The sequence below is a fragment of the Tardiphaga sp. OK246 genome, assembly GCF_900188215.1.
Taxonomy (GTDB): Bacteria; Pseudomonadota; Alphaproteobacteria; order Rhizobiales; family Xanthobacteraceae; genus Tardiphaga; species Tardiphaga robiniae.
The window spans coordinates 161601-184079 of the sequence record NZ_FZOX01000008.1 but is presented as its reverse complement, the minus strand read 5'-3'; the positions used below and the strand labels follow the sequence as shown (position 1 = coordinate 184079).

General features: G+C 59.8%; 24 protein-coding genes. 22 read left to right on the top strand and 2 right to left on the bottom strand.

Annotation, left to right across the window (positions count from 1 at the left end):
* Positions 1-51 precede the first annotated feature (51 nt).
* On the bottom strand, positions 52-801 hold the full coding sequence (locus CHC01_RS28690) for a GntR family transcriptional regulator (protein WP_089267742.1): 750 nt from the start codon (positions 799-801) through the stop codon (positions 52-54).
* 227 nt (positions 802-1028) lie between these two features.
* On the opposite strand from CHC01_RS28690, the gene CHC01_RS28685 reads away from it, so the two are divergent.
* The 22 genes from CHC01_RS28685 (at position 1029) to CHC01_RS28580 (ending at position 21621) form a co-directional block, all read left to right on the top strand.
* Complete coding sequence (locus CHC01_RS28685) at positions 1029-2270, top strand: alpha/beta hydrolase family protein (RefSeq protein WP_176454737.1); 1242 nt, start codon at positions 1029-1031, stop codon at positions 2268-2270.
* A 2-nt stretch (positions 2271-2272) separates the two neighbouring features.
* Positions 2273-2920: a cysteine hydrolase family protein gene (locus tag CHC01_RS28680; RefSeq protein ID WP_089267740.1), complete on the top strand. Its 648-nt coding sequence runs from the start codon at positions 2273-2275 to the stop codon at positions 2918-2920.
* Between the two features lie 37 nt (positions 2921-2957).
* Positions 2958-3842, top strand: a complete 885-nt coding sequence (locus CHC01_RS28675; RefSeq protein ID WP_244558554.1) for a polysaccharide deacetylase family protein — start codon at positions 2958-2960, stop codon at positions 3840-3842.
* Complete coding sequence (locus CHC01_RS28670) at positions 3839-4546, top strand: fumarylacetoacetate hydrolase family protein (RefSeq protein ID WP_309942401.1); 708 nt, start codon at positions 3839-3841, stop codon at positions 4544-4546. Before CHC01_RS28675 ends, CHC01_RS28670 begins: the two co-directional genes overlap by 4 nt.
* Before the next feature lie 2 nt (positions 4547-4548).
* Positions 4549-5433 (top strand): polysaccharide deacetylase family protein, encoded by an 885-nt coding sequence (locus CHC01_RS28665; protein WP_089267739.1) that lies wholly within the window; start codon positions 4549-4551, stop codon positions 5431-5433.
* A 19-nt stretch (positions 5434-5452) separates the two neighbouring features.
* Positions 5453-6304 (top strand): branched-chain amino acid ABC transporter permease, encoded by an 852-nt coding sequence (locus CHC01_RS28660; RefSeq protein ID WP_068729440.1) that lies wholly within the window; start codon positions 5453-5455, stop codon positions 6302-6304.
* On the top strand, positions 6301-7263 hold the full coding sequence (locus CHC01_RS28655) for a branched-chain amino acid ABC transporter permease (protein ID WP_089267738.1): 963 nt from the start codon (positions 6301-6303) through the stop codon (positions 7261-7263). Before CHC01_RS28660 ends, CHC01_RS28655 begins: the two co-directional genes overlap by 4 nt.
* A 45-nt stretch (positions 7264-7308) precedes the next feature.
* Positions 7309-8568, top strand: coding sequence for an ABC transporter substrate-binding protein (locus CHC01_RS28650; protein ID WP_089267737.1), 1260 nt, complete (start codon positions 7309-7311; stop codon positions 8566-8568).
* A gap of 62 nt (positions 8569-8630) precedes the next feature.
* Positions 8631-9386 (top strand): ABC transporter ATP-binding protein, encoded by a 756-nt coding sequence (locus CHC01_RS28645; RefSeq protein ID WP_176454736.1) that lies wholly within the window; start codon positions 8631-8633, stop codon positions 9384-9386.
* A complete protein-coding gene (locus tag CHC01_RS28640; protein WP_089267735.1) occupies positions 9379-10083 on the top strand; it encodes an ABC transporter ATP-binding protein in 705 nt (234 codons plus the stop codon). Before CHC01_RS28645 ends, CHC01_RS28640 begins: the two co-directional genes overlap by 8 nt.
* Before the next feature lie 7 nt (positions 10084-10090).
* On the top strand, positions 10091-10285 hold the full coding sequence (locus tag CHC01_RS28635) for a hypothetical protein (RefSeq protein WP_141137194.1): 195 nt from the start codon (positions 10091-10093) through the stop codon (positions 10283-10285).
* On the top strand, positions 10285-11670 hold the full coding sequence (locus tag CHC01_RS28630) for an amidase (protein ID WP_089267733.1): 1386 nt from the start codon (positions 10285-10287) through the stop codon (positions 11668-11670). The genes CHC01_RS28635 and CHC01_RS28630 overlap by 1 nt, the downstream gene beginning before the upstream one ends.
* Before the next feature lie 16 nt (positions 11671-11686).
* Positions 11687-12676 carry an amidohydrolase family protein gene (locus CHC01_RS28625; protein WP_089267732.1) on the top strand — a complete coding sequence of 330 codons (990 nt, stop codon included), beginning with the start codon at positions 11687-11689 and terminating at the stop codon, positions 12674-12676.
* 12 nt (positions 12677-12688) lie between these two features.
* Positions 12689-13363 (top strand): flavin reductase family protein, encoded by a 675-nt coding sequence (locus CHC01_RS28620; RefSeq protein WP_244558553.1) that lies wholly within the window; start codon positions 12689-12691, stop codon positions 13361-13363.
* A gap of 115 nt (positions 13364-13478) precedes the next feature.
* Positions 13479-13829, top strand: coding sequence for a VanZ family protein (locus CHC01_RS28615; protein ID WP_089267849.1), 351 nt, complete (start codon positions 13479-13481; stop codon positions 13827-13829).
* A 347-nt stretch (positions 13830-14176) separates the two neighbouring features.
* A complete protein-coding gene (locus tag CHC01_RS28610; RefSeq protein WP_141137193.1) occupies positions 14177-15079 on the top strand; it encodes a LysR family transcriptional regulator in 903 nt (300 codons plus the stop codon).
* A gap of 154 nt (positions 15080-15233) precedes the next feature.
* Positions 15234-15668, top strand: coding sequence for a TadE/TadG family type IV pilus assembly protein (locus tag CHC01_RS28605; RefSeq protein ID WP_089267729.1), 435 nt, complete (start codon positions 15234-15236; stop codon positions 15666-15668).
* A 12-nt stretch (positions 15669-15680) separates the two neighbouring features.
* Positions 15681-17339, top strand: a complete 1659-nt coding sequence (locus CHC01_RS28600; RefSeq protein ID WP_089267848.1) for a TadG family pilus assembly protein — start codon at positions 15681-15683, stop codon at positions 17337-17339.
* Between the two features lie 52 nt (positions 17340-17391).
* On the top strand, positions 17392-17775 hold the full coding sequence (locus CHC01_RS28595; protein ID WP_089267728.1) for a ribbon-helix-helix domain-containing protein: 384 nt from the start codon (positions 17392-17394) through the stop codon (positions 17773-17775).
* Positions 17776-17889: 114 nt separating this feature from the next.
* Complete coding sequence (locus tag CHC01_RS28590; protein ID WP_089267727.1) at positions 17890-19557, top strand: methyl-accepting chemotaxis protein; 1668 nt, start codon at positions 17890-17892, stop codon at positions 19555-19557.
* A 55-nt stretch (positions 19558-19612) separates the two neighbouring features.
* On the top strand, positions 19613-20242 hold the full coding sequence (locus CHC01_RS28585) for an NUDIX hydrolase (protein WP_089267726.1): 630 nt from the start codon (positions 19613-19615) through the stop codon (positions 20240-20242).
* Positions 20243-20484: 242 nt separating this feature from the next.
* Complete coding sequence (locus CHC01_RS28580; RefSeq protein WP_244558567.1) at positions 20485-21621, top strand: D-(-)-3-hydroxybutyrate oligomer hydrolase; 1137 nt, start codon at positions 20485-20487, stop codon at positions 21619-21621.
* Between the two features lie 56 nt (positions 21622-21677).
* Here CHC01_RS28580 and CHC01_RS28575 read toward each other — a convergent pair whose 3' ends face one another.
* Complete coding sequence (locus CHC01_RS28575) at positions 21678-22463, bottom strand: DUF4167 domain-containing protein (protein ID WP_089267724.1); 786 nt, start codon at positions 22461-22463, stop codon at positions 21678-21680.
* Between the last annotated feature and the right edge of the window lie 16 nt (positions 22464-22479).

The window sequence follows — 22479 nt, the reverse complement described above, 5'->3', positions numbered from 1 at the left end:
GATAGGTTAAGACGCTGCGCCATCGCGACGATGTCGATACGCCGCGGTGGCCTATCCCGCCGCCGAACCATTGACGATATCGGCCTGCTCGCCGCGCTCGATCAGCGATTTGACCAGCGAGGATTTCACGCCGGAGACGTGTTCGCGCATCAGTACCTCCGCGCGCCAGGGCTCGCGGGCCATAATGGCGTCGTAGATCCGGTGGTGATCATCATGACGCCGGCGCACGTCGCGATGCTCGAAGGCGACGATGTTGCGGCTCGATGACATCGGCACGTGGTGGCAGATCCGGATCATCTCCGCCAGCATGCGGTTACGGGCGGCGCCCAGCAGGGTGTCGTGGAAGTCGCCATTGATGCCGCGATAGATGGTGAGATCGCCTTCGGCAAACTCACCGCGCGCCAGCAGTTTATCGCCGGCGACAAGGCTTTCCTCGATGATGGCGCGCTCCTCGGCGCTCAGTCCACGTTCGGCGGCGAAGCGTGCGGCCACGCCTTCCAGCGATGCGCGAATTTCATAAGCATCGACGATGGCCGAGAGCGGGAATTCACGGACGGTGAAGCCGCGATTGGGGGCGTAGTCGAGCAGCCCTTCGCCGGCCAGTGCCTGCAAGGCGGCCCGGACGGGGGTCCGCGAGACCTCCAGCGTCTTGCTGAAACGAACTTCGTTGATCCGTTCGCCTGCGCTGACCGTGCCATCCAGAATGGCGTCGCGGATCTGATCCGTCACCGATAGCGACCGGTTAGCGGCGCGGCTGGGGCCGCCAGCTTCAGGCGGCGGCAAGGGGGATGAGTCGGGCATCGGTGGTGCTCCGCAGCAAAGTGAATACAATTCAATCCGAGTGTGATCCGTCTTTGCTACTCAGCATACAGGAAAGCGCAATTTTACTGCATAAATATCGCGCATAAAGGGGAGGCAATTCGCGGAAATGATGAGCATCTGAAAAAGTGTATGTAATTCCGATTGACTCGTGACCCGAACCCGCAATGATGCGGTCACGTTCACAAGAAGCAGGCGGTACGCGTCTCATGGCGGCAGGGAAGTCGATCGGCGAAAACGCCATCGAGGAGATCACGGCGGATCGCACCCCGCACTATGAGCCGTTTGGCTGGCATCACTGGCCGGAGCATCCCTGGCTTGCCTATCAATTCCGCCGCGGTCTCGGTGAGACCCAGGAGGGCGGCGGCAGCGTGTCCGAGGTGATGCTGGCCGGTTCGCGGATGATCCCGGGCGACCTCGAAAGCTGGCATAAAGAGTGGATGGTGATCGCGGATGCCAACTGGCAGCGCGGCCTTTCCGAAGAAAAGCTCGGCCACATCCGCACGGCGATGAACTGTTTCCTGCGGGCTGCCGATTATTACCGCCAAGCCGAATTTCATCTCGAGCCGACCGATCCGCGACGGCTGCCGACCTTCGAGAAGATGGAAGCCTGCTCGCATAAGTTCATTTCCTATCTCAATCCGCCCGGCGAAGTGGTCGAAATCCCTTATGAGCCGGGCAAGCCGATCTGCGGCTACTTCATCCGTGCGCCATTTCCGGGAGACAAGCTGCCGGTGCTGATCTGCATGGGCGGTCTCGACTCCATCAAGGACGAGATGTGGTTCATGCAGGCCCATGGTTGCCTGCAGCGCGGCATCTCGGTGCTGATGGTCGATCTGCCCGGGCAGGGCGGTACCTTGCGCCGCCACGGACTTGCAACCCGCGCCGATACGGAAGTGCCGGTCGGCAAATGTGTCGACTGGCTCGAAAAGCGCGCCGATGTCGATAGCTCGCGCATCGCGGTCTGCGGCTCCAGCATGGGCGGTTACTACGCCGCGCGCGCCGGCTGTTACGAGCATCGCCTCGCGGCGGTGATCTCGCACGGGGCTGTCTGGTCGGTGCACGACATGTGGGGCCAGAAGGGCGACGACTTCGGTCTGGCGATGCATATCCGCTGGGTATTTGGCGCCAAGACCATGAAGGAAGCTCATGAGCTGATGAAGCCCTTTACGCTGAAGGGCCATCTCGAACACATGAAGTGTCCGTATCTCGTGCTGCATGGCGGCCACGACGTGCTCACGGTGACCGCGGCGCGCTCGACCTATGACCATGCGATTGCCAATGGTGTTGATGCGACATTGCGCGTGCTTGAGCCGGACGAGACCGGCGCCGAACATTGCCAGCACGACAATCCCACCATTGGACAGGAAGTGTTGGCCGACTGGCTCGCCGACAAATTCAAGATCGATCAGCGCACTCTGCTGAAAACTTCGTTGAACCCGCTGGTGTGATCATGAATTTTGGTGTCGATCAGATCAAGGCTGCCGTTGTCGCGATCGACCTGCATCGCGGTCATCTGGACATGTCGGTGGCGACCATGCCGACCACGCCGGATGTCGCGAAGACGGTGATCGCTGCCAATAAGCGGCTGTTCGACTGGTGCCGTAGTGTCGGCATTCCCGTGATCCACCAGGTCACGTCCTATCGCGACGAGGCCGAGATCCGCGCCAATCCGTTCTGGCGGACCCGCGCCGAGGATCCAAAAGCAACGCGCAAGAATGTGATGCGGCACAATATCATGGGCGGCCCCGGCTGCACCGTGATGCCGGAGCTGCTGGACCCCAGCGACTTCATCGTCAACACCAAGAAGCGCTACGATTGCTTCTTGGGCACCGATCTCGATTTCGTGTTGCGTTCGCACGGCATCAACACGCTGCTCGTCACCGGCGTAAACACCAATTCCTGTGTGCTGGCGACGACGACGGCTGCCAATGTGCGGGACTACTCGGTGATCGTCGTCGAGGATTGCGTCGACAGCATGGACGGGCCGGAGTTGCATGCCGCCGGCCTCGCCTGCATCCGCACCGCCTTCGGTTTCGTGATGGATACCGATGCCGTGATGCAGCTCGATGGCCTCAAGGGTGCAGGACGCGCCGCATGATCCCATACAACTTCCCACTTTCGAAGGGCATCCAGCCATGACCGGTCCCATGCAGCCGCGCGAGCGTTGCGACTATTCCGCCATCGTCGATCGTCCCAAGCTGAAGCTGCCGGGCAATGCCCGCATGATCATCTGGACCATCGTCAATCTCGAGGTCTGGGATATTGCCAAGCCGATGGCGCGTCAGGTGCTGCCGGCGCCGACCGGCATTCCGCTGCTGCCCGATGTCGCCAATTGGGGCTGGCACGAATACGGCATGCGTGTCGGTGTCTGGCGTTTCTTCGATCTCTACAAGAAGCTCGGCATCAAGCCCACGCTGTCGATCAATGCGCGCGTCTGCGAGGACTATCCACGCGTGGCCCAGCAGGCGAAGGACGCTGGCTGGGAGTTCATGGGCCATGCCTATGAGCAGGGGCCTATCCACAAGGAAGCCGACCAGAAGGCGATGATCAACCGCTCGATGGATGTGATCGAGAACTTCACCGGCAAGCGCCCGGTGGGCTGGCTCGGGCCGGGTCTTACGCAGACGCTGGAGACCCCGGAATTCCTCGCCGAAGCCGGCGTGAAATATATCGGTGACTGGGTCTATGACGACGAACCGACCGTGATCCGTACCGAGAAGGGGCCGCTCACAACGCTGCCTTACACAGTGGAGATGAACGACATCCCGATGATGATGGTGCAACATCACGAGAGTACGCAGCTACTGAACCGTGCCAAGGATCAGTTCGATCGCCTCTATGCTGAAAGCGTAGAGCGGCCGAAGATCATGTCGATCGCGATCCACCCGTATATTTCGGGTCAGCCGTTCCGCATCAAGTATCTCGAAGCGATCTATGACTATGTGAACCAGTTTGAAGGCGTGGTGCATTGGAATGGTGCCCAGATCCTCGACTGGTACAATACCCAGGTGACCAAGTGAGCGTGACGTCCCAGCAGATGCTGCCCGCAATTCCCGTCACCGGCGTGCCGGTCGTGGGTGGCGGTTTTTTCCCTGTACGCCGCGTCTATTGCGTGGGGCGCAACTATCTCGACCACATCCGCGAGATGAAGGAAGCCGACGAGCGCGATCCGCCGTTCTTCTTCCAGAAGCCGCGCGACAGCGTGGTGCCGGACGGCGCGCGCGTGCCTTATCCGGCGTTCACCGAAGACTTCCAGTTCGAGGTTGAGCTGGTGCTGGCCATCGGACGCGGCGGCCGCGATATCGCGGTGGAGGATGCGCTCGATCACATCTGGGGTTATGCCGTTGGCATCGATCTCACCCGTCGCGACCGCCAGCGCGATGCCCGCGATATGCGACTGCCTTGGGAAATGGGCAAAAGCTTCGACGCGTCCGCGCCTTGTGGCGAAATTGCGCCGGCTCGCGATGCCCGGCATTTCAACAATTGCGCGATCACGCTGTCGGTGAACGGCGTCGAGAAGCAGCGCGGCGATATCGGCCAGATGATCTGGAGCGTGCCGGAGATCGTGGCGCAGCTGTCGAAGCAGATGAAGCTCGAGCCGGGCGATCTCATCTATACGGGCACGCCTGCCGGCGTGGGTCCCGTCGTTCCGGGCGACGTTATCGACGCGCGGATCGAAGGCCTGCCGTCGCTCGGCATTACCATCGTTGAGCCGGAGACCTGATCATGTTGCCGACCGAACGCATTTCCTACTCGCCGATTGACGCTCGTCCACCGCTGAAGCTGCCGAATGGCAAGCGCATGGCAGTGTGGATCATCGTCAATGTCGAGGAATGGGACGCCAAGCAGCCGATGCCGCGTACGGTGCTGACACCGCCGGCCGGCGGTTCGCCATCGCCGGATGTTCCCAACTGGGCCTGGCACGAATACGGCAATCGTGTCGGCTTCTGGCGCATGCTGAAAGTGTTCGACGACTACAAGCTCCCCGCCGCGCTGGCGATCAATGGTTCGGCGATTGCCGCTTACCCGCCCATCGTCGAGGCAGCCAAGGCGCGTAACTGGGAATTCATGGGTCATGGTTTCACCCAGCGCAATATGCAGAAGGTGGAGAACGAACGCGAGGATATCCGCAAGACTGCCGACGTGATCGAGAAGGCCACTGGCAAGCGGCCGCGCGGTTGGCTCGGGCCGGGTCTGACCGAGACCTGGGAAACGCCGGACCTGCTGAAACAGGAAGGCTATGACTACGTCGCCGACTGGGTACTCGACGATCAGCCCGTATGGCTCAAGACCACGACGACACCGATCGTCAACGTGCCCTATACGCAGGAATGCAATGACGTCGCGATGATGCTGATCCAGCATCACAAGGCGTCGGAATATTACGACCGGGCCATCGACCAGTTCGAGCAGATTTACGAGGATTCCGAGAATTCGACCCGGGTCATGGCATTGGTTGTGCATCCCTACATCATGGGCGCGCCGCATCGCCTGAAGCACTTCCGCCGGATCTTCGAGACCATCCAGAAGAAATCCGACGTGGCTTTCATGACCGGCGAACAGATTCTCGATTGGTATCTTTCGGTCGGACCGAAAGCGCCAGAAGCATAGATCAGGCAAGCAGCAGGGCATGAGTCTCTTTCAACTCCTCAACGGCCTGACTTTCGCCGCGTTGCTGTTCGTCGTGGCAAGCGGCTTCACGCTGATCTTCGGTCTGCTGCGCATCGTCAATCTCGCGCATGGCGCGCTGTATCTGTTCGGCGGCTATATCGGCTATAGCGTTGCGGTGAAGACCGGCAGCTTTGTGCTCGGCGGCATCGGCGCCATGGCTGCGATTGCGGCCATCGGCTTCGTGCTCGATCAGGGATTGCTCCGTTTCGTGCGCGGCAATGAGCTGCGGCAGGTGCTGCTGACCCTCGGCGTCGCCTTTTTCCTCAACGATCTCGCGCTGGTGATCTGGGGCGGCGACAGCTTCACTGTGCCGATCCCGGAGATGTTGCGCGGCGGCACGCGGGTGTTCGGCACCTTCTATCCGATCTACCGGTTGTTTGTGCTGGGCATGGGCATCTTCGTCTTCATCGGCCTGTGGGTGCTGCTCAATCATACAAGGCTCGGCGCGCTGATCCGTGCCGGCGTTGACGATGCCGAGATGGTGGAAGCCTCCGGCGTGAATATCCGCCGTGTCTTCCTCTTCACCTTCCTGTTCGGTTCGGCGCTGGCCGGCCTTGGCGGCCTGATGGGAGGCGCGTTCCTGTCGCTCTATCCGTCGGCGGACGCGGAAATCCTCACCTTCAGTCTCGCCGTCGTTATCATCGGCGGGCGTGGCAGCCTTGTCGGCGTCGGTGTCGGTAGCCTGCTGGTCGGGCTTCTGAATACGCTCGGCCAGGTGATGTTCCCCGAACTCGCTTATTTCGTGATCTTCGGCCCGATGGCGGTGTTGCTCGCATTCCGTCCGCTCGGCTTGTTCGGACGTGCCACATGACGCAGCCCGTATCCAAAACGTCAGTTCTCGCCGGCATGACTAGCCGTGCGCTCGTCATCGCCGCGCTGGTGGTGATCGTCGCGGCCTGCCTGCCGATGGTGCTGTCGAGCTATCAGGTCGGCCTCGCCACCGAAGTGTTGATCTTCGGAGTCCTCGCCATGTCGATCGATATTCTCGCCGGCTTTGCTGGTCGGACTTCCCTCGGGCATGGTGCCATCTTCGGTGTCTCGACCTATGTCGTCGTTTATGCGACTGGCCAGGCCGGCCTGTCGCCCTGGGCGGGCTTCGCGCTTGGTGTGCTGGCGGCCACCGCGGTGGCCTCGGTATTTGCGCTGCTCGCGGTGCGCACCTCCGGCGTCTACTTCCTGCTGCTGACGCTGGCGCTCGGCATGATCGTGTGGGGCGTCTGCCTGCGCTGGACACAGGTCACCGGCGGCGAGAACGGCATGCGCGCCGATGTGCGGCCGGCGGCCCTGATGAGCCACAGCGCGTTCTATTGGGCGGTGCTCGCTGGCGCCGTCATTGTATCTTTTGCCATGTGGCGGTTCGTGCGATCGCCGTTCGGCCTGACGTTGCGCGGTATCCGCGACAGTGAGAGCCGCATGCGCAGCCTCGGTTACAATGTGCCTCTGCATCTGTTCATCGGCTTCACGGTGTCCGGCATCTTCGCGGGCATCGCCGGTGGGCTCTATGCGATGTTCAACAATTTCGTTAGCCCTTCGACCGTCGCGCTCGCACAATCGGTAGAGGGTGTGTTGATGATGATCGCCGGCGGTGTAGGCACACTGTTCGGCGCCTTTGTTGGGGCAGCGGCGATCATCGTGCTGGAGAATATCGTCAGCTCCTATACCGAGCGTTGGCTGATGGTGCTTGGCATCACTTTCGTTCTCATCATGATCTTCGCCCCCGAGGGCATCATAGGCAAGCTGCGCGCGATCACCTCGCGCAAGGTGCGATAAGTCGGTTTCACGTTTCAATCGGGTTGCTCACGAAAGGACTTCGAGATGGATCGCAGGCAATTTCTCAAGAACACGACGGCGGCTGTCGCTGCCGCGGGCGTCGGCGTCGCTCCGTGGCGCTCCGCACAGGCCCAGGCTGGCCCGATCAAGATCGGTCTGCTGGCGCCGCTGACCGGCGTTGTCGCTTCGGGCGGCAAGGAAATGGTCGAGGGTGTGCAGTTCTATCTCGATCAGGTGAAGAACGAGATGGGCGGCCGCAAGGTCGAGCTGGTGATCGAGGACGATGCGTCGAATCCCGACACCGCTTTGCAGAAAGCGCGCCGTCTGGTCGAGCAGGGCAATTGCCACATGCTGATCGGCAATCTGCTCGCCAATACTGGCCTTGCTGTCGCCAACTACGTTAAGGGCACCGGCACGCCCTACTTCATTCCGATTATCGCGGCTGACGATCTCACCCAGCGCGCCCGCATCAAGAACGTAATCCGCGTCGCCGGCTATTCTGCCAGCGCCTTCACCCATCCGTTCGGTGATTGGGCCCTGAAGCAGGGCTACAAGAAGATCGCCACCATCAGCCAGGATTACACCTTCGGCCACGAACAGTGCGGCGGTCTCGCCCAGGTGTTCACCGAAGGGGGCGGGCAGATCGTGCAGCAGTTCTGGCATCCGCTGAACACCGCCGACTTCAGCCCCTATCTCGGCCAGCTCGCCGATCTCAAGGTCGATGCCATCTTCGCGATGGAAACCGGTGCTGATTCGACTCGTCTGATCCAGCAATATGCGTCATTCGGCCTGAAGGAAAAGACGCCGCTGCTGATGGCGATGAACGGCACCGACCAGTCGGTGATCCGCACCATGGGCCCAGAATGCGAAGGCATCATCGCAGCGGCGCATTTCGCCGAAGGTTCGGACGTTCCGACCACGGCGAAGTTCGAGAAGGATTATGAGGCGAAGTACGGCAAGATCCCGTCGCTCTACGGTTTCTCGATGTATTCCGGCATGATGTGGATCGATGCCGCGCTGAAGAAGATGGGCGGCAAGGTCGAGGACCGCGAAACCTTTATCGATACGGTACTGAAGACCGAGCTCGACAATTCGCCGCTCGGCAAGACCGTGAAGTTCGACGACTACGGCAACCCGATCTACGACGTCTACATTCGCAAGGTCGTCAAGCGCGCCGATGGCAAATACTGGAACGTGCCGATCGAGACCTATCCGAATGTCTCGCAATTCTGGAAATACGATCCGGCGACCTATCTGAAGCAGCCGCCTTACTCGCGGACCTTCCAGGGCATCAAGAAGACCTGATTCAATATTGCTGACATCGAGGCGCGGCCGTGTCGCCGCGTCTCGTTCACTGGGAATTATTCGTGTCCGAACCGATCCTGACGCTGACAGATGTGGTCGTGGCCTTCGATGCCTTGCGGGCGGTCGATGGCGTCAGCCTGACTGTGCCGCGGGGCCAGCGCCGCGCCATCATCGGCCCCAATGGCGCCGGCAAGACCACGTTGTTCAATGCCATCGCCGGCGCGCATCCGCCGACATCCGGCAAGATCAAATTCAACGGGCATGACGTGTCCAGACTGCCGCCGCACCGGCGTGCCCAGCTCGGTATCTCGCGCACCTTCCAGATCACCAATCTGTTCCCCACGCTGAGCGTGCAAGACAACATGATGCTAGCGCTGCGTGGACTGAGGCCGAAGAAGTTTTCGCTGTTCGGTTCGCCCGATCCGGACGATAGCGAGGCTACACGTATCGCGGCCGCGCTGAATGCCGCACGGATCGCCGAACGCGCCGACATCATCGTCAAGGAAATGTCCTATGGCGAGCAGCGTCAGCTCGAAATCGCGATTGCGCTGGTGACGACGCCGACCATGTTGTTACTGGATGAGCCCGCGGCCGGCCTGTCGCCGTCGGAGCGCTCGATGATTGCCGAGGTGATCCGTTCGCTCGATCCGGCGATCACCGTGATCCTGATCGAACACGACATGGATCTGGCACTCGGTCTGGTCGACTACGTGACCTGTATGTTCGAAGGCCGCGTGCTGGTGGAGGAGCCGCCGGAAGGCATCCGACGCAACAAGCAGGTTCAAGAAGTCTATCTCGGGAAGCCGCGTCATGCTTGAGGTCAAGGATCTGCACAGCGGTTACGGCGACGCCGTCGTGGTGCGCGGCGCCTCGCTTGAGGTGCGTCCCGGCGAGATCGTCGCGCTGCTCGGCCGCAATGGTATGGGCAAGACCACTTTCATTCGTTCCATTATGGGTCTGACGCCGCCACAGGTGCGCTCGGGCACGATCACCTGGCGCGACGAGAGCCTTGTTGGTTTGCGTCCTCATGATATCGCCAATCGCAAGATCGCCATTGTGCCGCAGGGGCGCCGGCTGTTTCCGTCGCTGACGGTGACCGAACATCTGACCATGCTGAAGAGCGTCCGCGCCAAGGACGGCTGGACACTCGATCGCGTATTCGGCATTTTTCCGCGGCTCGCCGAGCGCCGCCACCACCGCGGCGGCCAGTTGTCCGGCGGTGAGCGCGGCATGCTGGCTGTGGGCCGTGCGCTGATGATTGATCCCGAATTGATCCTGATGGACGAGCCGTCCGAAGGTCTCGCGCCGGTGATGGTGCAGCACCTCGAGAGCATCATTCTCGATCTTAAAAAGGAAGGGCTGTCGATCCTGCTGGTCGAGCAGAATCTCTATAGCGCGCTGGCCGTCGCCGATCGAGTCTACATCATGGAGACCGGGCAGATCGTGCATCACGGCACGTCGCAGGAAATGAATGAGCAGACTGACGTGCTATTCCAGCGCCTCGGCGTGCATTGAGGTGATCATGAGCGAAGACCTGTTGCGTCAAGTCGCCGACGAATTGAACAAGGCGCCTGGCGCCGCTGAACGCACACCGCGCATGACGGGGCTGGTCGTGGAAAACAACACGCGCGTCGCGACTGCGGCTATTCAAGACATGGCGTTCGATTCGACGCCCTACGCCTATCAGGCGTGGCTCGCTGGCATGGACAAGCGCTGATGCAGAGCGCGATTGCAGCCCTTGATCTCTGCGCCCTCGCGGATGCTGTCGCTAAAGGCGAAGTTACGTCCGTGAAGGCGACAACGGTGGCGCTGGAACGGCTCGATCTGATCGGCCGCAAACTGAATGCCGTGGTGCGACTTGACGACGAACGGGTGCTGAACGCGGCCGAAGCCGCCGACAAGTTGCGCGCATCGGGAGCGGCATTGCCAGTACTGCATGGCGTGCCCCTTGCACATAAAGACCTCTTCTATCGCGCCGGTGATCTGTCCGGTGGCGGCTCAAAAATCCGGGCGGACTTTCGCGCCGACGTGACAGCCACGGTGATCGCTCGGCTCGATGCCGCCGGCGCGCTCGATCTCGGCCGGCTGCAGCTGGCTGAATTCGCCATGAGTCCGACGGGCTATAACGAATCGCTGGGGCATGCACGCAACCCATGGAATCCGGGGCATGTGCCGGGCGGCTCGTCCTCCGGTTCCGGCGTCGCCGTCGCCGCGCGCCTCGTGACCGGCTCGCTCGGGACGGATACCGGCGGTTCACTACGTCATCCCGGCGCGATGTGCGGCCTGATCGGGCTGAAGCCGACCTGGGGACTGGTTCCGACCGATGGTGTGATGCCGCTATCTGCCTCACTGGATTGCACGGGACCTCTGGCTCGTACCGCACGGGATGCCGCGCGACTGTTGTCGGTGATCGCGGATCGCGACTATGAAACGACGCTCGATACGGGTGTGACCGGGATGCGCATCGCAATTCCCGGTGGATACTACCGCGAGCTCATGCATTCGGATGTGGCGACTGCGCTGGACGAAGCTGTGAAGGTGTTGCGGTTGCTCGGCGCCACCGTCGTCGAGACCTCGCCGCCGGACATGGCCTTGATCAACGCGCTGATGCAGATCGTCATGAGCGTTGAGGCTGCGACGATCCATCGCCGCTGGCTGATCGAGCGATCGCAGGATTATGCCGATCAGGTGCGCTCGCGCATCGAGCCCGGCCTGTTCTATCCGGCGACACGTTATGTGGAAGCGCTGTCGCTGCGAGCGCAGATCACCCAGCAATGGATCGCATCCTGCATCGGATCCGCCGATCTCGCGCTTCTGCCGGCGATCTCGATTCCGGTACCGACCATCGCGGCGACCACCGAAGGCAACCCCGCCGACGTCGCTGCTGTGATCGGCCAGCTCACACATTGCACCCGCGGCATCAATTATCTCGGTCTACCCGGAGCGTCAGTGCCGTGCGGCTTCGATGCGGCAGGTCTGCCGATCGCGTTCCAGCTGGTCGGCCGCCCCTATGCCGAGGCCGATATCCTGCGCGCGGCTCATGCTTATCAAGGTGTGACCGACTGGCATCATCGCGTCCCCGCCAGTGCCGAACTGAACTAGGAAGAAGAGATTTCGAATGCCCATCATCGACATGCACACCCATGCCCTCAGCAAGCGCGTCGAGCCGTTGGTGGCCGGACATTACGACCCGATGGACAATCCCTATCGCCGCGACATGTCGCCGGCGAGCCGCGAAACGGATGCAGAGCAGGGCAAGCTGCTCCCGGGCCTGATGCTCGACATCGCCAAGCGCCGCGAGATGATGGCGAGGATGGGTGTCGACTTTCAGGTGATCGCGCCGGCACCGGCGCAACAGAATTACTGGGCCGACGAGGATTTGCAATGTGCGCTGTCGCGCGTGCAGAACGAAGACATTGCCGCGCTCGTGGCGCAGGATCCTGCACATTTCGCCGGGATGGGTACGCTGCCGATGCGGTTTCCCGGGCGTGCGGTGGAGGAGGCGGTTCATGCAGTCGAGCAGCTCGGCCTGCGCGGATTCCAGATCGATACCCGCGTCGAAAACCTCGAACTGTCCCATGCCGCCTTCGATCCACTCTATGCGCGGCTTGCCAATCTGCGCATACCGCTGTTCGTGCATCCCTTGGGCTTCTCCCATGGCCAGCGGCTCGGCGATTTCTTCATGGTCAACAGCGTCGGCCAGCCCATCGAGGAGACCATTGCGATCGCCCACTTCATCATGGGCGGCATTTTAGACCGGCATCCGGATCTCGACGTGGTTATCGCTCATGGCGGTGGTTTCTACCCATTCTACGCAGCCCGACTGGATCACGCCTGGAAGGTGCGTCCGGAAGTACGCCGGCTCACGGCAGATGCGCCGTCGACCTATCTTAAGCGGCTCTGGTTTGACACCTGCGTGTTCTCTGCGGAGCTGATCGACAATCTCGTCAAGACGGTGGGCGTGGATCGCGTCATGATGGGCTCGGACTACCCGTTCGACATGGGGGACCCCGATCCGGTAGGGCTGGTCAACAAGGCCAAGCTATCGGACACTGATCGTCAGAAAGTCCTGTTCGGTAATGCGAGCCGGCTGTTCAAGATCGGATAAGCTCCTGCCTCGTTGCGGCAAGGTGCGGCACAAGAGGCAAAACCTGCGATGACGATCCACTTTGATTTCGCCAATCTTAGCGCGCCGGAGCGCTACAAGTTGCTTTGTGGTCTCGTTGTCCCGCGACCGATTGCGTTGATTACCACCATCTCAGATGCCGGCGTGGTCAATGCCGCGCCGTTTTCGTTCTTCAATGTGTTCTCCGAGAAACCGCCGCTGGTGGTGGTCGGCCTGCAGGCCAGGCCCGACCTGTCGGTCAAGGACACGACCCGCAATGTGCGCGCCAATGGGTTGTTTGTTATCAATATGGTGGATGAGGCCCTCGCCAACGATATGGTCGATTGTTCGATCAGCTTTCCATCTGACATCGGTGAACTGGATGCCCTGCAGCTCCCAATGACGGCTGGCATCAATGTGCCGGTGCCGCATTTGGCGAAAGCGCCTGCGGCACTGGAATGCCGAAAAGTGACAATGATGAACTTTGGCGCAGAGCGCGACCTACTGGTCGGAGAGGTCCTGGGCATTCAGGTTCGCGATGGTGTTGTCGACCCCGTCACCTTGCGTACGGACTACGATCACTATCTTCCGGTCGCACGCATCGCGGGAACCATGTATGCACGGATGCAAGATCGGTTCGAGATCAAACCCGACAGTTTCGACACCTGGCAACTCCGCAGCTCCCGCTGAGGGAGTTTTGTTCGGGGAGTGCGTCGGAATGCCGGTGGTAGTTCTCTGCGCGTTCGATTAACCGTCAGAGGTGAGAAATCGTCGCTCCTGCGCTTGCATGGGATATGACTGCTGGATGTATCGGAAAACCGTCATTGTTGTTGCGTGGACTACACTTGCATTGATTGCTTTTGCGACTCTGTCACCGATCGGGCTGCGGCCGCATTTTGGCGGCGTCAGCCTTGAGCGCTTCGGCGCATTCGCACTCGTGGGCCTTTTGTTCGGTCTCGCTTATCCCCGCCATCTCTGGCTTGTTCTGACGCTCGTTGGGGGGGCGGCAGTCGGGCTGGAGGTGCTGCAACATCTGACGCCGGACCGGCACGGCGAGGTGTGGGATGCGCTGGTCAAACTTGCAGGTGGCGTTACCGGCATCGGGATATCGCTCGCGCTCCATCAGACCTTAAAGCGATTTATCACCTTAGGTTGAGAATCAGATGAACTACCTCACTGAGGTACGTCAGTTTTTTCCGCGAAACGCGTTTGGTGAGTTCCAGCCTGTGAAGCGCTATCCTGATGCTTTACATCTCGCGGCTAAAAAAAATACGTGTAATCACGGTAGCGCTCTACCGCGCCCCTTCTTTGAGACTGCTAATGGCAGAAATCACACATGTCTCCACATGAAAGTACTTGGCATGTGTAAAAAGACACCGATACAACTTGAAGGAAGGTGTATGCCCTGGCGTCTACAATTTCGACGAGCCTAAGAAACGTTTCGGTCAGATTGATGTAGATGGCCGATGACTTTGGTGTGACGTCTCGAAGCGGACAATTCCGTTGCGTGGAGAAGACGTCGATCTCAAAGGACAACGTATTATGCATCGGCGGTACCAGCATTCGAGCATCCCGACCGAAATCATGCGATCGGTTGTCGGTATCTCCGAAGCCGGCAGCATCACCAAGGCCGCGAAGCTGCTCGGCTTGAGCCAGCCGGCCATCAGCTCGCAGATCAAGCGCATTGAGCACGCGGTCGGCGGCAGTATCTTCCAGAAGTCTGCCAACGGCTCATCGACGACAGAACTCGGAAAGCTCGTTCTGATCCAGGCCAGGAAGATTTTGGAGGCGAACGACCAGTTGCTCTTGCTGCGTGGCGCTTCGCCCGAAGATCAGACCATCCGGCTTGGTCTGACCAATTTCTATTCGCAACGCGCAATGGAAGGGATGAGCAAGGCGGCGATGAGCAATGTCTGCATCTATTCAGATAATTCGGCCGAGATCGCGAAAAGCATGCTCGACGGCTACGTCGATGTCGGCGTGTTCCTCAGTATCTCCGATATGCCCGGGGATGCGGCCATCGATGTCATCGCGCAACGCGACGATGAATTGACTTGGGTTCGATCCAGGGATTTTACGTTAAGTCCTGGCGCGCCCATTCCGTTGCTGACTTGGCCGGGGCAGATCGTGCATAACGTCATGATTCAGGCGCTTGAGCGCAAGGGAATGATCTATCGTATCGCATTTTCCAGCCCGGACTATCATGCACGGATCGAGGCTGCGAAGGCGGGCATCGGTTTGACCCTGCTGCCAATGGCTCTGATCCCGGCGTCGCTCTTGGCGGCCAATGAGTATTATCTTCCAAAGCTGGCGATACCCAAACTCGTGCTATGCGCGCGCGAGGGTATTCGCAAGAAACACAGCATTCTAATAGAGGAACTACACGTTAAATTCTTCGGTATATAGTTCTCTCATCAGCGCGCGTATCAGAAAATATGATCACCTCATCAAATCCAATGCCATCATCCAACACAATGCAGGCATTGGAGATGATCGATCCCACCAAGTGGTAGCAGAAGTTGTATAGGTAGTTTTCACGCGGTCTTGCGAAGCTCAGCGCATGTTGAGATTCGATGCCAGCATGAAAAAACTCCTATCGTGTCGACGCGGTTCTTCCGCAGTCGAATTCGCGATGCTGCTTCCCGTCTTTCTGTCGATCGTTTTCGGCATCGTCGTCTTCGGGTCATATTTTGCGGTCGTTCACGGTGTTCAGCAGCTTGCTGCCGAGGCAGCACGTTCCTCTGTCGCTGGGCTGACCGAGACCGAACGTGGCTCGATCGCATCGACCTATGTCACGTCGAATGCCGCGACTTATCCGCTGATCAATGCGTCAAAGCTGAGCGTCAATGCGGCGACATCGTCGTCGAACGCAAACGTCTTCGTGGTCACGGTCAACTACGACGCGTCGACCATGTTCATCTATTCACTTCCTTTCGTGCCGATGCCTCCATCGCAAGTCTCGCGATCTGCCGCCATTCCCTACGGAGGGTTTTGAGCGATGGAACCGATGCGCGCACTTCTCAAGAGGTTTCGCACCGACCAGCGCGGAAATATTGCCATCATGTCTGCGGGCGGCATGATCCTGGCCGTTTGTTGTGCTGCACTGGGTGTCGATATCGGAACCATTGCCGCCGATCGTCGCAAGACGCAGGCTGCCACGGATCTCGCCGCGATCGTTGCGGCCAGCAACTTAAGCAATGCGACAAACGCAGCAAAGGCGGCGGTCACCAGCAATAACTATCCAGCAAGCGCTCTGGTCGGTGTAGAACTCGGAACTTACACAACCAATTCCGCCGTCGCTGCGCAAAGCCGCTTTGTCACGCCAGCGACTGGAACAGCCAATGCGGCGCGGGTCAGTCTTCAGACGGCGACGCCCCTCTACTTCAGCCATTTCTTTACCGGCAGCAACAATTTCACCATCAAGACAACGGCGACCGCAACAACGACGGCCATCGCGTCGTTCTCGATCGGTTCGCGATTGGCATCGTTAAATGGCGGCTTGTTGAATAGTGTTCTCGGATCAATGCTGGGCACGACCCTGTCGCTGTCAGTCATGGACTACAATGCGCTTCTTGGCGCGCGCATCGATGCCTTTACCTTCCTCTCAGCGCTGGCGACGCGCGTCGGTCTGACCGGTGTGACTTACGACACGCTGCTGAATTCGAACATCAAGATCGGGGACGTTCTTGCCGCAGCGCTGAGCGCGCAGCAGGCTACCAATGGCAGCGGCACCGCGACCACCGCACTCTCGACGATATCGCAGGCTTCGGCATCCGTGACGACCAAGATTGCGCCTGGCAAGCTGATCGATGCGGGCCCCTACGCGAACCTGATTGTGGGCGTCAAGCCGAAAGACGGTGTGAGCATCTCGCTTTACGATTTGCTACAGGCAACAGCTGGAATCGCTAACGGCACCAACCAGATCGCCACATCCGTCAATTTAGGTCTGCCGGGCATTGCCAGCGCGTCACTGACGGCGACTATTGGCGCACGGCCACAGGGATCCGGCTGGATTGCCGTGGGCACGCAGGGCGTCAGTGTTCATACAGCTCAGACACGTGTGCTGCTATCCATCCAGTTGATCGGAAGTGGTTCGGCGTCGTTGGTCAATCTACCGGTTTATGTAGAGATCGCGTCGGGCACAGCGACGCTGAACAAGGTCAGTTGCGGCTATCCCAACGTCAATACATCGAGCGTCACGCTTGGCGTTACGCCGGGCATTGTCGATGCATGGATAGGTAACGTCACTGTAGCCGACCTCAACAATGTTGCGACCAAGCCGAATCCAGGGCCGGCACCGCTTGTGAATCTCCTGGGTATTCCAATTGTGACGGCAAAGGCCCATGCGGGCATGGGCAACACCACGCCGGTCAGCGTCAATTTCAGCTATTCGGATATCACGTCGCAGACGAAGAAGACCGTAAACACGACAAACTTCACGTCGTCCCTGACGGGCAGTCTGCTTGGCGACCTCAACATCAGTGTTCTTGGACTGGGTTTGGCGATCCCGGGTCTTGGTGGACTCGTCACCAGCATCATCAGCGGGGCAACCAGTTCAATCGATCAATTGCTGGCGGCAACGTTGGCAAGTCTCGGCGTCGGAATTGGACAGGCCGATGTGTGGGTATCCGGCATTCGCTGTGACGGTGCAGTGTTGGTGAACTGAATCAGTAACGCGTGAACTTCAATGCCAGCTTTAACAGAAGAGGACTGATAAAATGGGATACGAAGCCGCAATGAACCGCCCCAACGTTAACCGCAAGCGCTCGGTTGTCGTCTCGAAAAAACGCACTAGCGTCAGCCTGGAAGACAGCTTCTGGGCCAGCCTGCAAGCGATCGTTCGCATGGAAAATACCACTATCGAGCACTATATCGAGAAGATTGAGCGCAAGCGCGAAACACCAAATTTATCATCGAACCTGCGTATCGCTGTGCTCGAGTATTTTCAGCAGATTGCTGCACGCAGCTTGACAGCCGGTACGGCCGATCAACCGGCGGCGAGCAGCAATGCCAAGCTGCATGACAACCACAACCAGCTGGCTGAAAAGGTAGCGGCCTATTGGGGGCGTGAGGAATCACAGAATCAGCAGCTGGTCGACTAGGTCAGCTGCTCGAACCTTCCAGTTTATTTGATTTGAGGAAACGACGCGCAGTGCCGCGCGACGTCGTTCGTCGACTATTTTACGACAACGGCCGTTTTGGCCACGGAGCGACAGATGTTTAACCGACAGAGCAAGACCGATTTGCAGAATGCGTTGGCGCAAGCGACCGCCATCAGTCGCTCCCAGGCCATCATAGAATTCAATCTCGATGGCACGATCATCAAAGCGAATGAGAATTTTCTCAAGGCGCTCGGCTACACTCTCGATGAGATCAAGGGCAAGCACCACAGTATATTTGTGGAGCCTGCCGTACACGAGAGTGTCGCTTATCGGGAGTTCTGGGGTAACCTTAACAGGGGTGAATTTCAGGCAGGGCAGTTCAAGCGGGTCGCCAAAGGCGGCAGGGAGATCTGGATCGAGGCCTCCTATAACCCGATCATGGACAAGAGTGGTAAGCCGTTCAAAGTCATCAAATTCGCTACAGATATCACGGCGCAGAAACTCGAAAGCCTCGAAGCCTCCGGAAAAGTGATCGCGATCAGCCGTGCGCAGGCGGTCATCGAATTCAATCTTGACGGAACTATCATTACCGCAAACGAGAATTTCCTGAACACGCTTGGTTACGCGCTGTCCGAAATACAGGGGCGGCATCACAGCATGTTCGTGGAAGCCGGTGAACGCGATGGCGCAGCCTACCGGGACTTCTGGGCGCGGCTCGGCCGGGGTGAGTATCAGGCGGCCGAATACAAGCGCGTCGGCAAGGGTGGCAAGGAAATCTGGATTCTCGCGACCTATAATCCGATTCTCAATGATGCCGGCAAGCCGTTCAAGGTTGTGAAATTCGCGACCGACGTGACCCAACAAAAGTTGCGGGCCGCTGATAGCAACGGCCAGATGGCGGCTATTCGCAAGTCGCAGGCGGTCATCGAGTTTCGCATGGATGGCACCATCCTGACGGCAAACCAGAATTTCCTTGATACGGTCGGTTACACGATCGACGAAATCCGGGACCGGCATCACAGCATGTTTGTCGATCCGATAGAGCGATCTGGCGCGGCCTATGTGGAATTCTGGGCGAGCCTCAATCGCGGGACCTATCAGGCCGCAGAATACAGGCGCATCGGAAAGGGGGGGCGGGAGATCTGGATTCAGGCATCCTACAATCCGATTTTCGATCTGAATGGCAAGCCGTTTAAGGTGGTCAAATACGCTGCCGATATTACGGCGCAGGCCATGGCCCGCCTGAAAGCGGAGCGCGCTCGTTCCTTGATCGAGTCGGTCGCAGCCGGCAGCGAAGAGATGAATGCATCGATCCGCGAGATCTCCGAGACGATGGTGAAGTCCCGGCAGACGGCAGAATCCGCGGTGCAACAGGTGGAGACGGCGGACATCCAGGCGCAGCGGCTTACCTCGGCTGCACATGCCATGGGAGGCATCGTTGGGCTCATCGGCGACATCACCGGCCAGATCAATCTGCTCGCCCTCAATGCGACCATCGAATCGGCTCGCGCCGGTGAGGCGGGGCGGGGCTTTGCGGTGGTGGCCGCGGAGGTCAAGAATTTGGCCAACCAGGCCAAGCAGGCGACCGACAAGATCAGCAGCGAGATCGAGGCGCTGAACGGTATCTCCGGTGACGTGGTTGGCGCGCTGGTCTCGATCAAGCAGGCGATCGAACATGTTAACGAGTTCGTGACCTCGACGGCAGCGGCCGTCGAAGAGCAGAGCACTGTGACCAGTGATATGTCGGACAACATGCAGCGCGCGGCATCTGAACTGGCCTGATGCGCTGAATTTATCGGCTTTGTTGGATCATCCGTGACTGTGCTATCAATCGCGGATGATCCTGCCGTTCAATGCCGCCACCCGAACAATGATCGAGACTCGCCTAGCCGCATTCACGCGGATCGACGAGGGCCAGTACGCTTCGGGGCTGAAGCGTGCGGCGGTGGCCCTCGTGATGGTTGAAGCCGCGCCCGAATTGGAGACCTCGCTGTTGCTGACGTTACGCGCGTCCGGTCTGCGCGCTCACAGTAATCAATGGGCACCTCCTGGCGGTCGCTGCGATCCCGGCGAGACGCCCGTGCAGGCGGCAATCCGCGAGTTGCATGAAGAGCTCGGTCTGCAGCTCACGCGGGACGATGTCATCGGTGTCCTCGACGATTACCCGACCCGCTCCGGCTATCTGATCACGCCTGTCGTCATGTGGGCGCAAGACGGCGTTCAATTGATGCCGAACCCCGATGAGGTCGCCTCGGTTCATCGCATTGCGCTGTCGCAGATCGCGCGGCCGCAGGCGTTCGATTTCGTTGCCATTCCCGAGAGCGACCGGCGTCTGATCCGCTACAGCCATTTCGGCCACTTTATTCACGCGCCGACCGCCGCGCTGATCTATCAGTTCAGCGAAGTTCTTGCGGGGCGCACCACCCGTGTGGCCGAGCTGGAGCAGCCGGTCTTCGCGTGGAAGTGATTCTGCTCCCCGGCGCGACGTGTCAGCGCAGGCAGCGTCCGGCCTTGGAAAGACATTGTTCACCAAACTCATCCAACGTCATTTTAAGCGGGGTATGTTTGACCCGCCTAGGACGGGCGCGGGGCGGCGTCCCGCCTCATTCCTCTGCATGGCCGGCTATGCCGGCTGACATCTCGACAGGTCCCATGTCTCATTTGATTCGCACCTTTACTGCCACTGTCCCGCTCGCGGTATTTTTGTTCATGCCGGTCGGTTATGCGCTGGATTCCGCCCAATTACCGGCGGGCGTTGCCAATGCGATGGCGCAGGGCGCCTCGCCGCAGGCCGTCGCAGAATACCGACGCAAGCTTGCGGAATATCAGGAAGCGCGCGCGGCCTTCGATCAGGAGGCCGGTGCCTATTGGGATGCAATCTCTGAGAAGCGAAAAATCCGCAATGCCAAGCGCCGCGACCGCCAGCAGATCACGCTGAATGACTACGTGCTGGAACAGGCGCCGCTTTATGAAGGACCAAAACGTCCGGTGAATCCGGAGCCCGAGGATAGCGATCCGCGCGTCCGCAAGGATCTTCCGGTGGTGGCGGATTTCCTCGCGGCGGCGAGGGAGCAATTTCAGTTCGTGCCGCAGCGGCCTGCCAATGAGATGGAGTTCAAGCGCGCTTATGCTCGTGCCGCCCTGCAGGCCGGGCTGACACGCGACATTGCGGTACGCGTCTATTCCTTCGAGACCGGTGGCAATGGCGGCCATGACATGCAGTCGGGCCTGAACCCGTCACGTCCGGGGTCTCGCGCGATCTCCACCGCTATCGGCTACAATCAGCTGCTCACAGCCAATACGACGACGCTCGTTGCCGAACAGGGGCCTCAGATTTTGAAAGTTCTGACCGAGAAGGCATCGGCGCTCTCGGGCCCGCAGCGTAAGGCGATGGATCACAAGATTGCGGTCTTCAAGCGCATGCAGGCGACTGTGCGCACTGTTCCGCAAAATTGGAGCGCGCTTGAGAAGCTTGGCACGACCCCGCAGGGCTGGGCCATGCACGCGCTGGTGCTGGACATGGATATCGGCCCGCAATTGCAGGTCCACAAACTACTGACGTCAGTGAATTTTGCCCGCGCCCGCGGGTTTGATCGCCCGCTCAGCGCAGCCGAGCTTGAGATGATGAATCTCACTGGCGATGGCAACGGCTTCGATATGGTGACCATGCCGCTGGCGATGCGTGAACAGGTGCCGACGGCGAACTTCTTCCAGCGTGGCGGGTATGAGCGCAATCCGGTGGCGATCCGCCACAATACCGTGGCCAAGCTACTCGCAGTTACCAATGCGCGAATGGACAGCAACAGCAATCTGCCAGGCGCAAAAGAATTGGCCGCGGCTTTTTGAGCCACGGCCAATCTAAGTCTTGTGATGTGCGCTCTCTCGCCGGAGAGCGGCTGGGCTTATGAGTTGCCCGGATTGAAATCGTCGCTTGGTGCTTCTGCCGGCGCGCCAGCTGCAGCAACGTCGGGGCGAGGACCGTGCGGACGGCGGCGACGACGCGGCGGGAAGCGCTCTCCACCAGCATTCTGTTCGAAGCCGCCTGGAGCAGCACCCGGCTGAGGCTGCGCACCACCCGTGATGAAAGAAGGCAGACGATCGACACCATCGCCGACCGGCATCATCGGCTGCGGTTGGGGCTGATATTGCGGCTGGCCCTGCGGCTGATTCTGCTGACGGTGTTCGCGATTATTGTTCTCGCGGGGCTGATAGGGCTGTTCGCCGCGCTGCTGATAGGGCTGACCACCCTCACGCTGCGGAGGCTGCTCGCGCTGCGCAAAGGGCTGCTGTTGTACCGGCACGAAACCGGGCTCGGCACCGAAGTTCGAGTAGCTCTCGCTCTCGTCATCGTTGTCCTCAGGCGGCATCTCGTTTTCGGTGCGCGGTTGCGGCTGATTCTGCCGGAACTGCTCCTGCGCGGCGGCGATCAGGCGGAAATAGTGCTCGGCGTGCTGATAGTAGTTCTCGGCAGCAACGGGATCGCCGGAGCTGCGTGCATCGCGGGCGAGTTGGACGTACTTCTCTGCGACGTGGGAGGCGGTACCGCGGATCTTGATGTCGGGGCCATTCGATTCGAAGACCCGGGTCATCGGGTTCTGGCCGCGCCGATTGTTATTGTTGTTATTATTATTGTTGCGGTTGTTGTTGTTCCGCATCCGCTTGTTGTTGTTGTTCTGACCGTTTCGCATGTGTCGCCTTCAGTTA

Coding starts and splice junctions, on each gene's coding strand:
- CHC01_RS28665 (WP_089267739.1), top strand. CDS start 4,549: ATGTTGCCGACCGAACGCATTTCCTACTCGCCGATTGACGCTCGTCCA.
- CHC01_RS28675 (WP_244558554.1), top strand. CDS start 2,958: ATGACCGGTCCCATGCAGCCGCGCGAGCGTTGCGACTATTCCGCCATC.
- CHC01_RS28660 (WP_068729440.1), top strand. CDS start 5,453: ATGAGTCTCTTTCAACTCCTCAACGGCCTGACTTTCGCCGCGTTGCTG.
- CHC01_RS28600 (WP_089267848.1), top strand. CDS start 15,681: ATGCGCGCACTTCTCAAGAGGTTTCGCACCGACCAGCGCGGAAATATT.
- CHC01_RS28640 (WP_089267735.1), top strand. CDS start 9,379: ATGCTTGAGGTCAAGGATCTGCACAGCGGTTACGGCGACGCCGTCGTG.
- CHC01_RS28655 (WP_089267738.1), top strand. CDS start 6,301: ATGACGCAGCCCGTATCCAAAACGTCAGTTCTCGCCGGCATGACTAGC.
- CHC01_RS28680 (WP_089267740.1), top strand. CDS start 2,273: ATGAATTTTGGTGTCGATCAGATCAAGGCTGCCGTTGTCGCGATCGAC.
- CHC01_RS28650 (WP_089267737.1), top strand. CDS start 7,309: ATGGATCGCAGGCAATTTCTCAAGAACACGACGGCGGCTGTCGCTGCC.
- CHC01_RS28575 (WP_089267724.1), bottom strand. CDS start 22,463: ATGCGAAACGGTCAGAACAACAACAACAAGCGGATGCGGAACAACAAC.
- CHC01_RS28615 (WP_089267849.1), top strand. CDS start 13,479: ATGTATCGGAAAACCGTCATTGTTGTTGCGTGGACTACACTTGCATTG.
- CHC01_RS28595 (WP_089267728.1), top strand. CDS start 17,392: ATGGGATACGAAGCCGCAATGAACCGCCCCAACGTTAACCGCAAGCGC.
- CHC01_RS28685 (WP_176454737.1), top strand. CDS start 1,029: ATGGCGGCAGGGAAGTCGATCGGCGAAAACGCCATCGAGGAGATCACG.
- CHC01_RS28585 (WP_089267726.1), top strand. CDS start 19,613: ATGATCCTGCCGTTCAATGCCGCCACCCGAACAATGATCGAGACTCGC.
- CHC01_RS28635 (WP_141137194.1), top strand. CDS start 10,091: ATGAGCGAAGACCTGTTGCGTCAAGTCGCCGACGAATTGAACAAGGCG.
- CHC01_RS28630 (WP_089267733.1), top strand. CDS start 10,285: ATGCAGAGCGCGATTGCAGCCCTTGATCTCTGCGCCCTCGCGGATGCT.
- CHC01_RS28605 (WP_089267729.1), top strand. CDS start 15,234: ATGTTGAGATTCGATGCCAGCATGAAAAAACTCCTATCGTGTCGACGC.
- CHC01_RS28690 (WP_089267742.1), bottom strand. CDS start 801: ATGCCCGACTCATCCCCCTTGCCGCCGCCTGAAGCTGGCGGCCCCAGC.
- CHC01_RS28580 (WP_244558567.1), top strand. CDS start 20,485: ATGCCGGTCGGTTATGCGCTGGATTCCGCCCAATTACCGGCGGGCGTT.
- CHC01_RS28625 (WP_089267732.1), top strand. CDS start 11,687: ATGCCCATCATCGACATGCACACCCATGCCCTCAGCAAGCGCGTCGAG.
- CHC01_RS28590 (WP_089267727.1), top strand. CDS start 17,890: ATGTTTAACCGACAGAGCAAGACCGATTTGCAGAATGCGTTGGCGCAA.